Source organism: bacterium (genome assembly GCA_016716565.1).
GTDB lineage: Bacteria > Bacteroidota > Ignavibacteria > Ignavibacteriales > Ignavibacteriaceae > IGN2.
On the sequence record JADJWC010000004.1, the window covers coordinates 213253 to 224660 of the forward strand.

The 11408-nt window shown below is 35.8% G+C and carries 7 protein-coding genes; 6 read left to right on the forward strand and 1 reads right to left on the reverse strand.

Annotated features, from left to right (window positions below):
* The first annotated feature begins 4 nt into the window (after positions 1–4).
* From cyoE to IPM14_16400, 6 genes are all read left to right on the forward strand, one after another.
* Positions 5–868, forward strand: coding sequence for a protoheme IX farnesyltransferase (cyoE, locus tag IPM14_16375; GenBank protein MBK9099649.1), 864 nt, complete (start codon positions 5–7; stop codon positions 866–868).
* Positions 869–883: 15 nt separating this feature from the next.
* Positions 884–2230 (forward strand): hypothetical protein, encoded by a 1347-nt coding sequence (locus IPM14_16380; protein ID MBK9099650.1) that lies wholly within the window; start codon positions 884–886, stop codon positions 2228–2230.
* Between the two features lie 93 nt (positions 2231–2323).
* The gene (locus IPM14_16385; GenBank protein MBK9099651.1) at positions 2324–4117 is read left to right on the forward strand and encodes a hypothetical protein; all 1794 of its coding nucleotides are present in this window, start codon (positions 2324–2326) and stop codon (positions 4115–4117) included.
* 50 nt (positions 4118–4167) lie between these two features.
* The gene (locus tag IPM14_16390; GenBank protein MBK9099652.1) at positions 4168–5247 is read left to right on the forward strand and encodes a T9SS type A sorting domain-containing protein; all 1080 of its coding nucleotides are present in this window, start codon (positions 4168–4170) and stop codon (positions 5245–5247) included.
* Between the two features lie 216 nt (positions 5248–5463).
* Positions 5464–8187 (forward strand): M6 family metalloprotease domain-containing protein, encoded by a 2724-nt coding sequence (locus IPM14_16395; protein MBK9099653.1) that lies wholly within the window; start codon positions 5464–5466, stop codon positions 8185–8187.
* A 1345-nt stretch (positions 8188–9532) separates the two neighbouring features.
* Entirely contained in the window at positions 9533–10165 is a 633-nt protein-coding gene (locus tag IPM14_16400; protein MBK9099654.1) for a T9SS type A sorting domain-containing protein, read from the forward strand.
* 72 nt (positions 10166–10237) lie between these two features.
* Here IPM14_16400 and IPM14_16405 read toward each other — a convergent pair whose 3' ends face one another.
* The gene (locus IPM14_16405; protein MBK9099655.1) at positions 10238–11386 is read right to left on the reverse strand and encodes a glycosyltransferase; all 1149 of its coding nucleotides are present in this window, start codon (positions 11384–11386) and stop codon (positions 10238–10240) included.
* Positions 11387–11408 lie beyond the last annotated feature (22 nt).

Genomic DNA, 11408 nt, shown 5'->3' on the forward strand with positions numbered 1-11408 from the left:
GTAATTGAGAAACAATATTAAAATATTTTTTGAGTTAACGAAAGTAAAGATAACCTCATTCGTTACGGTAACAACTGCATTCGGTTATATTGCGGCAACTATTCAAATTGATGTAGGAATTATCCCTGTTCTGTTAGGTGTGCTATTACTTGCATTCGGATCAGCAGCTTTGAATCATTATCAGGAAAAAGATTTTGACGCAAAAATGAATAGGACAAAAAACAGACCCATTCCATCTGGAAGAATTTCATCATCATTGGCTCTGTTAATATCATCGTTGCTTGTAATATCAGGCTCAATAGTTTTAATCGTATTTACTAATCTTCTGGTTCTTTCACTTGGATTGTTAAACCTTGTCTGGTATAATTTGATTTACACATTATTAAAAAGAAAAACACCATTTGCAATTATTCCCGGTTCATTTGTAGGGGCAATCCCTCCGATGATCGGATGGGCTGCGGCTGGTGGTTCATTAATTGATCCGCAAATGATAATCATTGCATTTTTCTTTTTTATCTGGCAGATACCGCATTTCTGGTTGCTCCTTTTAGTAATGGATAACGAATATAGACAAGCAGGCTTTCCAACTTTATCAATGTTGTTCAGCAAAGAACAGTTATCAAGGATTACTTTTATCTGGATAATTTCTACTGCAGTGACTGGTTTGATGATTCCTTTGTTTGGAATTGTTTCTCAGCTGTGGGTTGATATTGCTTTGTTCGTAAGCGGAGTTTTGCTTACCTGGAAAGCTTTCGGGTTGCTGGTTGAATCGAACGATTATTCAGCATTCAGACTCAATTTTAAATCAATAAATTATTTTGCGCTAAGTGTAGTTTTTTTCGTATCGATTGACAAGCTCATTTCATAATTAAAAAAAGTTTAAATGGAATTCTTAAATAATTTTGTATTGCCACAGTCTGCAGAACACATTGAGCTGCTTCATTACATGCTGCTGATTGCTTTGTTTTTGTTCGTTCCATTCATAAGTATTGTTTTTGGTGGAATATTGCTTTCAGTATTTTATAAGAGGAAAGGTGAAAAACAGAATGATCCGTTTTATCTGCGTCTGGCAAAGGATATCACTGAAATAACTACAGTTAATAAAAGCGCAGGATTTATTTTTGGTGTAATACCAATTCTAACGGCAATTTTAATTTACGCTCAGCTTCTTCATAATTCACAAATCACAAATCTGAATTATCTTGGGTTATCTTTAATCCTGATTATTATTTCGCTTGTATTTATTTACAGCTATAGATACTCACTTTCGTTCAACAGAATTTTCAATTCGTTACCAGATAAAGGTATTTCTGATCCAAATGTTTTGGAAGATGTCAGCCGGTTGAGCGATGAAAGTAACAGGATCAGCAGAAAAGCGGGTGCGTTTGGTTTGTTTTTCCTTTTTATTGGAATCTGGTTTTTCATTACAGCGCTTACGATACCATCTGTCTACTCAGCCTGGACATCAGAAAGTTTTATCGGAGGATTATTCTGCTGGAAAGTTATCTCCAGATTAATTTATTACATCTTCTTTGCAATAATCCTTTCAGGAGGAATGATGCTTTTTATTTTCCTGGAAGATGAAAAGAAAAAACATATTAAGGATGAAGAATACTCTAATTTCCTAAAACAGAAAGTTCTGAGAGTTTCTTTTTTCTCAGCAATATTCATCCCGTTTTTTGCATTATTGAGTTTGTTTGGTTTACCGCAAACCGCTCTCACTGGACCTGTTTTCACGTATGCAATAATATCATTAGCACTATTGTTTTTGGGATATCATTTCCTCTACCTGCTCACCAAAGAAATTAAAGGAACAACCGCCGCATTATTGTTCTTCACACTTATTTTTTCAGTTGCTGCATTTATAATCAGTGATCAGAAAGCTATGGCCACATCAACACAGATGCATAGTGCTGTCCTAAGTGCTGAGTTCGACAAATATCTTGCAGAACTCAAGGGTGAAGGAAAAACGGTAACGATTAATGCTGAGGAAATTTACCAGGTCAAATGCGCTTCCTGTCATAAGTGGGATCAAAAACTTGTTGGTCCGGCACACCTTGACGTACTGCCGAAGTATGATGGAAAAGAATCCCAGCTTATCGCTTTTATTCGTAATCCGGTTAAAGTTGATCCGGCATTTCCGCCGATGCCGAATCCCGGCTTGAAGCCGAATGAAGCGGAAGCAGTAGCAAAGTATTTACTTGAGACATATAAAAGCAAGAGTAAATAATTATTTTAATCGGTGAATTATTATAATTGAATAAGAATATCTTAATGCTTAACTTCGTAAAAATTTAACAACCAATTATTCAAGGATAGAGATATGAAAAAATCTTCACTCTTCTTATTATTTATAATTTGTTTCACTTTCACAGGGTATGCTCAGTTAGATTCTGTTTTCTATCAGGGACCGGCAACTGGCAGCGTAGCCTCGGGTGTGATGATATCCCTTAATCAATTTACATTTGAAGCACCTTCTGAAGGGGAAAATAGAATAGCAGATAGAAATACCGAAGTAACTTATAATGAATCGGTCATTATAGATGTTGATCCTTCAACATTACCGGAGTTTGTATACGTTGAAGATACAAATGTGCACGGATATAATGATGGAACTAACGGTGAAACTGTTATACTAAATCGCTGGCCTGGCATGAATATGGAAAATTCTATTCCTCCAGATCCTATTGTTGCTGCAGGGCCAGATCATGTGATAGCTTGTGTAAATAGCAGGTTTTTAGTTTGGGATAAACAAGGTAATTTGCTTGCGAATATCAACGCCGATACCTGGATTGCTCCTGTCATTAATGCTGGTGCATTTGATCCTCAAATAATTTATGATCATTACGCAGGAAGATGGTTTATGTTGTGGGATTGGTGGGATGAAATTTCTCAAGCCTATTTCATTATCAGTTATTCTGATGATGCTGATCCATTTGGAACATGGTATATGTATAGATTGGATTCAAGACAAAATGGAACTGCAACCACTAGTACTTGGGGAGATTTTCCACAGATAGGTTTCGATGAAGAAGCTATTTACATAGATTCCAGACAATTTGGATTTGCAGGTGGTTTACAATACAACAAAATAAGAATATTAAACAAATCAGAACTTTACTCAAGTAATGGAGGGTTATTAACTTGGAAAGACATTTGGGATATTAGAAGACCAAATCAAACTTCTGAAAAACCTGATGTATTAGAACCTGCTATATCATATACACCTGGCCAGGGTGGTTATTTTTTCTGGACATGGTCTAGTCCTGTACCGGGTGGTGGAAGTAATGTATACTACTTATACAAAATTCTGAGTCCTATTAGTACAACACCTCGTTTACGTGGGAAAGTAATTAGCACACAGTTTTATTATAATTCTCCGGATGCAAATCAGTTAGGAGGTGGCACTGCATTGGATGCAGGTAGCAGCAAATTGCGTCATTCTCCAATAGTCAGAGATGGATATTTATATATGGCACATCCTGTTGGCAATACAACTAATACATCCTATTCTGCAATTAGATATGCAAAAATTGATCTCAGTGTTCCATCAGTTACAGAGCATTCTGAATTTGGTCTTATCGGTTATTACTATCTTTATCCAGCATTGACAGTTGATAAAAATCATAATATTGCTGTTACTTTTAGCCGTTCTGGAGATTCAGAATATTGTGGTGCATTTATATCTACTAAGCATGCATCGGATCCTGCAGGATTAAATCCCAGCGTTCCTATTCAGGTAGGACTTGGAAATTATGTGGTAACTTTTGGCGGCTCACGTAATAGATGGGGTGACTATATGGGAATTTATTTGGATCCTGTGAATGAATTGAATGTATGGACTTTTACCGAATATGCAAGAACCGGTAATACCTGGGGTACTTATGTTGGTCAAATCAGAATGGAATCTTATCCAGGTGCACATGCTTTTGCCAACTCATTTACTGTCGATTTTGGAAATTTGGAAGTTGGATCAGCACCTATCACTAAAAGTGTAACTGTTAGCAATTATGGAGAAGATGATTTGGTGATCAATACTATAAACTCACCGACTGGACCATTTACTCTTCTAACGAACCTGACACTCCCCATACACTTGCACCACATGCTAGTGTAGATCTTGAATTTGAATTTGACCCCACTGATCCAGTTGTTTATGACGAAATAATGAGTTTCACAAATAACGACCCTGATTTCTCTGGATTCAGGATGAAAGGTCGTGGATTCGAAATAAACGAAACAATGACAAACGTATTTTATGCAGTATCAAATGCTGTAACACCAGATACTGGCAGGACACTCTCGTTAGATAAAACTTCAGGTAATGGTACTCTTCTTGGAAAATCAAATTTTGCTGACTTACGTGGATTGTCCATCGATCCGATAACAAATATTATGTATGGATTAGTTCCTAGTGGTTCTAGTACTGATCTTGTTAGAGTAAATGCAACAGAAGGAGATGCTTATACTTTATATACACTTCCTGGTTTATTTATGGTAGGACTTGATTTTGATACATCGGGTGTATTATATGGCGCACTCCAAAGCGGAGGGATATATACAATAGATTTATCTAATGGTTCAACCACTCAAGTTACAACTACAGTGCAGCTTACATCAATTGCATTCGATCCAACAACTAATGAGTTATGGGCAACACCTCGAGTTGTAGTAGGACAAAAAGATAGAATATTCAAAATAGATTTGTCTACCGGAGATACTACAATAATAGGTCGAACAGGATTTAACGTACAGACAAATGATCTTGCATTTGATGAGACGGGTGCATTGTATGGTGTGATAGGAGGAGCAGCAGATATTGGCAAACTAATTTCTATAGATAAAACAACAGCAGTGGGAACTGAAGTAGGAGAGACAGGATATACAAATGTTCAATCATTAGCTTATCGAAATAGTGGTACTAGCTCAATCGGAGAAGGTAATGAACTACCAGTGACATTTTCATTAGGTCAAAACTATCCTAACCCGTTCAACCCAACTACAAGGATAGAATTTACTTTACCCGTTGCATCCGATGTTGAACTTGTTGTTTATAATCTACTTGGTCAGGAAATAGTAACTCTACTAAGTGAACAAAAACCAGCCGGATATCATTCTGTTATATGGAATGCGAATGATTCAAAAGGAATTAAGCTTAGCAGTGGAATATATTTCTACAAATTAAAAGCTTCAGGTGTTGAAGGAAGTGAGTTTCAGGATATTAAAAAGATGATTCTTCTGAAGTAATCACATAAAATTAGTTTGAACAAAATCCCTCAGGTTTTTAACTATGAGGGATTTTTTGTGTAAATAAAAAAGCCATTAATTTGAAAAAATATTTGAATTAGTTATCGTTCAGTTAACTATTAGGATATGTTTGCATTTTTTACAAAACAGAAATTGCTTATGTTAGCCTCCAATAATATGTGATTGGAATTTTTAAAAATTATTTGAGATAATATTATGAGAAAAATTACTTCTAGCGTTACACTACTCTTTGTCGTTTTCTATGTAACTATCAACTTTGCTCAGGTTTCACCAAAAAAAGGTGTTAAGCCTCCGGCTGACATTTTGGAAATTCAGCAAATGATTCAAAGTGAATATTCAAATGGATATTATGCAGAGAAGTTCAGAGAGAGGAAAAATATTAGAGAAAAGATTTCCCAAGGATTGCTTTCAGAATCTGCTTTGGTGACAGATACTGTTTTTGCTCTTACATTGATGGGACAATTCATGGATTTACCCGGTTTTTATACTCAAGAACAATTCCAAGCTAAGCTATACGATGGACCCAATCCAACAGGAACAGTGACAGATTATTATACAGAAGTTTCGTACAACCAACTACACTTTACCGGCGATGCTAAGGGTTGGTATAATGTAAATGGTAACATTCAAAATTATTCTCCAGGGTCTAGTAGCGGAGGACCAAAATTTGTTGTTGAATTAATTCAATCTTCAGATCCCACTTTAAACTTTGCAGATTATATTCAATATTATGATGCTCAAAACAAACCACACATTGGATTTCTCGCAGTCGTGCATTCAGGTGCTGGTGCTGAAGCAGGAGCTAATAATATTTGGTCACATAGATGGAATTTTACGGTATATAGCGGCGGACCAATTACTACTAATGATATTGATCCAAATTCTGGATTTAATGTGATTATTGACGGTCCTTATGCGATCATGCCTGAACGTAATGGTGGAAATAATAATGAAGGATCGCTCATCGAAATTGGTGTCTTTGCTCATGAGTTCGGTCATATTTTTGGATTACCTGATTTATATGACACGGATGGTTCATCCGAAGGATTAGGGAATTGGTGTTTAATGGCTGCGGGTTCCTGGGGAGGTAATGATTCATCACCTGAGACTCCTGTTCATATGAGTGCCTGGTGTAAAAAGCAAATGGGTTGGGTGACACCAATAAATATTAGTTCATTGGAGAAAGAACTTTCGATACCAAATGTAGAAGAAAATCCAGTTGTTTACAGAATTTGGCTTAATGGTACTATTACTCAGCAGTATTTTTTAGTTGAAAACAGGCAGAAGATTGGATTTGATGCAAACATTTATGATTCAGGTTTACTTATTTATCACGTTGATGATGCTGTTGGGAGTAATCAAAACGAAAATCATTATAAAGTCGATCTTGAACAGGCGGATGGTAATCGTAATTTAAACAATGGTCAAAATAGAGGAGATGCGGGAGATCCTTTCCCGGGTGCAACAAATAATAGAAGATTTGATTGGAATACAAATCCTGATAGTAAAGACTATGTTCTGAACAATACTTTTGTTTCAGTGAGGAAAATTGATAAAAATGGAAATACTATGATTGGGAACTTAGACATAAACCCAGGACCATTTCTATACACAGAAAAAGAAACCGTCTTATTTGAATTAGCTTTTGGAGAAACTCCCTTGGTTAAATCAGTAACATTATCAAATTATGGATTCGAGGATTTAACTATCAATTCTATTACCTCACAGGCTGGTCCTTTTACTTTATTGACTCAACCAACTTATCCGGTTACACTTTCTACAAATGAAAGTTTGACACTTGAAATTCAGTTTGATCCTGGTAATCTTGGAATGTATCAAGAGTTTATGGAAATTAATGATAATGATCCAAGTATTGAAGGATTGAACCTGAAAGGTACAGCCTATCAGTTGAATCCTGCAAATACAAATATTTTTTATGCTAGTGCAAACGCAAGTTTACCAGATACTGGAGTAACACTATCATTAAATAAATTAACAGGCGAAGGAACAGTGTTAGGTGAATCAAATTTTGCAGACATTCGTGCATTAACTGTACATCCACAAACAAACATTTTATACGGTATAGTCCCGGGCAATACAAGCAGTGATCTTGTAAGAGTAAATGCAACAGAAGGAGATGCATACACATGTTACAATCTACCCGGATTGGGATTTATGGTAGGAGTTGCATTTGATACTTCAGGAATTTTATATGGTGCAAAACAAAGTGGAGAATTATATTCTATAGATTTAGTTACTGGAGCGACTTCACTAATTACAACTACAGTTCAACTTACAGCAATTGCATTTGATCCAACAACTAATGAGTTATGGGCAACACCTCGAGTTGTAGTAGGACAAAAAGATAGAATATTCAAAATAGATTTGTCTACCGGAGATACAACAGTAATAGGACGAACAGGATTTAATGTACAGACAAATGATCTTGCTTTTGACGAAACAGGTGCATTGTATGGTGTGATAGGAGGAGTAACGGATATTGGCAAACTAATTTCTATCAATAAAACGACAGCAGTTGGAACTGAGGTAGGAGAAACAGGATATACCAATGTTCAGTCATTGGCCTATAGGACAAGTGGTACGAGCTCGGTAGATGAAATCGAACAATTACCGGGAACATTTTCGTTAGGACAGAATTATCCCAATCCATTTAATCCAACCACAAAAATTGAATTTCAAATTGCTGAGTTGGGATTTGTAACTTTGAAAATCTATGATGTTATAGGAAATGAAATTGCTACATTGGTCAACGAACAAAAACCAGCTGGAAATTATGAGATAGAGTTCAACAGTCATTCCAGCCTGTCCGGAATCAAGGAACTACCAAGCGGTGTTTACTTCTATCAATTAAAATCTGGAAATTTAGTTCAGACAAAGAAAATGCTGTTAATTAAATAATAAAGAGTTATTATTCTAAAGTAAATGATTAAGAAGCCCCTATGATTGAGGGGCTTTTTGCTTTTCTTTAATTGTTGATTTTAGAAATTAATAGTAATAAGTTTAAATAGTCTTCGCAGTTCAGGATTTAGATGACTCAGCTTCTGAAAAATTTATTAGTCATAAGTACTGGATCATTATAAAAAAGGAAAGGGGCATATATATGAGTTATGCAATAAAACTCTTTATAATAGTTTTTATCCTATCTTTTTCTATACCATTTGCTCAAAACAAGAGTAGTGCTAATAGTTTTGCTAATGGCAGTGGAACTCCACTTGATTTAATAATATCCAATTATGATTGGCCGTGGAATAAAACTGCACTAAAACTATCATTTGTTTATGATTTTACTGGGGACGGTATTCCGGATCCATTTATGATGGCAAACGGTGATTCTTGCGCTGTGGTTGCTTATAAAGATGATTTTGGAGTAGAATCGTATTTTCCTTGTGGTTATGATAGTCTTGGAATTCCCGTCCGAAGTAGAGCCAGCCACGTATTTTTGGACGCAACGAATGGAATAGCATACTTAGTAATATTTGATATGAATGGTGTTTCTGGTGTTTCGCTTTGGTCAGTTAATTTAAATATTGATCCGAATGAAGCACAACTGGTAGGCGAGTTAAATGAATATTTGATTCCTTATGCTGTAGATGGTTCAGGTAATATTTGGGCATCTAAACTTTTTGAGGAGCATTTCGATATTGCAGTTTCTGAAGATGGTGGTGAGACTTTTAATATTGTTACTCATGTTGGTGAAAATGATCCGTCATTCTGGGGTACTGCTGCCGCTTGGGAAGGTTTTTTATCAGCCAATGGAAATAAAATTTCAATGTTTGTACCTATTGAAAGATCAGGGTCGCTGGCATTATTAGGTATTGGAGAAGAAGGTACAAGCAATCCGGACAGTGCAAGTGGTATCTATCATTGGTTTTCAACTGATCAAGGTATGAACTGGCAAGGTGAATGGATAGCTCTGGATGGCGACACATTAATTACTAACAGAAGAAATTATGAGACTAATCTTTCTACCTGGCCATTCAATTCATATTTTGTGGATCAAAATGGTGTAACCCATTATGTTCATCAAGCCTTTAATACTTACACGATTATTGAAGGAGATTCTAGTTTGCTCAATGTTTCACCGATTGTTTATTGGAATGACAGGGATAAAGAATGGATAGCTCTTGAAAGACAGATTGTTGAAACATATCCCTATGACTATACTAACTTATGTGCAGGAAATTTTAATGGTCCAAGTTTGCCGGTAATAGAAACAGATTCATCAGGAAATATAGTAGTAGTAATGTGGAATCTTCCACAATTTTCCGGAGAACCGGGCAATAGTCCAATAAATATCTTTTCACAAGCTGGTGAACAGAATAAATACTATTACGATATCTGTTTTTCAGGCTCCGAAGATGGTGGAAAAAACTGGATTGAACCGAGCTTACTTGTGAATGTTCCGCATGAAGCAAATTATTGGGTAAATATCAGCGGTATTGTCCATAATGGTTGGAGTGGAACTTCATTAGATTTTAACTATATCTATTACTATGATGAAATTCCGGGAGCTGCTATACTTGGTGAAAACTCATTCGGAACAAATTGTACGTGGAAGTATAATGTACTAACACCGGGTATAATTAATGTTGATGACGAAGACATTTCGGCAGTTGATTTTAATTTAATGCAAAACTATCCCAATCCATTCAACCCTAGTACGGTAATCAGTTATCAGTTATCGGTGAGCGGTGATGTAACTCTGAAAGTATTCGATATTTTGGGTAATGAAGTAGCTACATTAGTAAACGAACTAAAGCCTGCAGGAAATTATGAAGTTGAATTCGATGCTTCATCTCTTACAAGTGGTGTTTATTTCTATAAGTTACAGGCTGGAACTTTTGTTGATACAAAAAAGATGGTATTACTGAAATAAAAAACCTCTGCCTTCATCCCTCTCCTTTATAAGGAGAGGGAAACAGGGTGAGGTAAAAATGTTTTCGACTGATTATCTACTCTCTTCCAGTATCCTCTCGAACACTTCCGGCAGCTGGTTAAAACTGTTCTTCTGGTTTCTTTCATTTATGTAGGTAGTAAAATCCACTTTATCTTTTACGGGAAGAAATTTCTGAACTCCCTCTGCAATTGCTTCAGGAGAATTCGGTTTAACAACAAATCCTGTTTTGCCTTCATCGACAAACTCTGCTAATCCGCCGACATCGGTTACAATAACCGGCTTATAAAATCCATAAGCGACATTCAATATTCCGCTTTGAGTAGCGCTGCGGTAGGGAAGAATCACAACATCTGCAGCCTGGTAATATTTCCCAACTTCTTCATTGGGAACAAACTGATTAATAACTTTTACTTTGTCTTCAATTTTTAATTTCCTTATCGACTCAAAATATTCAGAAGGATTATCATAAAACTCACCGACAATCAGCAGTCGTGCATTTTGATTTGAAGAAAGAATATTTGGGAATGCTTCAATAAGAATATCCAGTCCTTTATATTTTCTTACATATCCGAAGAACAATAAAATGAGTGAATCTTCTTCAAAACCAAATTCTATTTTGAACATTCTTGAATCAGCTTGATCACTGTGTTTGTAGCAATCGTAGACAGGCAATTCCGATCTATAAACTTTTTTCTCTTTAGAAAACTGCTGTACTTCTTTTTCAACTATTCCCGAAAGCGCTAAAAATTTTGATGCGGACATCAATCCGATCTTAGTAAGTAATTTATCGATAGCATTTGCTTCGTGGGAGACAACGTTTTCTGTTATGAAGAGTATTTTATTTTTATATTTTTTCCTGATGAGAAATGAAATAACTCCGTGACAAAATCCAAAAAAAGGATGCCACCAGTCAAAAACAACCAGATCGGCATTTTCTTTCTTGATCATTCCTGCAGCTTTTATCCAGTTGAATGGATTAATTGAATTGATAATCCGCTCGCTTGGAACTTTGAATACCTGTTCCTTACTTTGATCAAACTGAGTTGTTCCGGGAAATAGAATTGAGGGATAAAGAAGTTTGTAATTGTAAATCTTGACTTCAAAATGATCCTTTAATGATTCATAGGTGTGTGTTACAAACAATGCATTTCCACCTCTGTATGGAAAAACCGGACCAATGAGGATTATTTTTTTCTTCAACTAAAGTGCTTTAATTATTAAT

Excerpts from the sequence above, each read along its gene's own strand:
- IPM14_16400 (MBK9099654.1), top strand. The coding sequence starts at position 9,533 with ATGTGGAATCTTCCACAATTTTCCGGAGAACCGGGCAATAGTCCAATA.
- IPM14_16380 (MBK9099650.1), top strand. The coding sequence starts at position 884 with ATGGAATTCTTAAATAATTTTGTATTGCCACAGTCTGCAGAACACATT.
- IPM14_16390 (MBK9099652.1), top strand. The coding sequence starts at position 4,168 with ATGAGTTTCACAAATAACGACCCTGATTTCTCTGGATTCAGGATGAAA.
- IPM14_16385 (MBK9099651.1), top strand. The coding sequence starts at position 2,324 with ATGAAAAAATCTTCACTCTTCTTATTATTTATAATTTGTTTCACTTTC.
- IPM14_16395 (MBK9099653.1), top strand. The coding sequence starts at position 5,464 with ATGAGAAAAATTACTTCTAGCGTTACACTACTCTTTGTCGTTTTCTAT.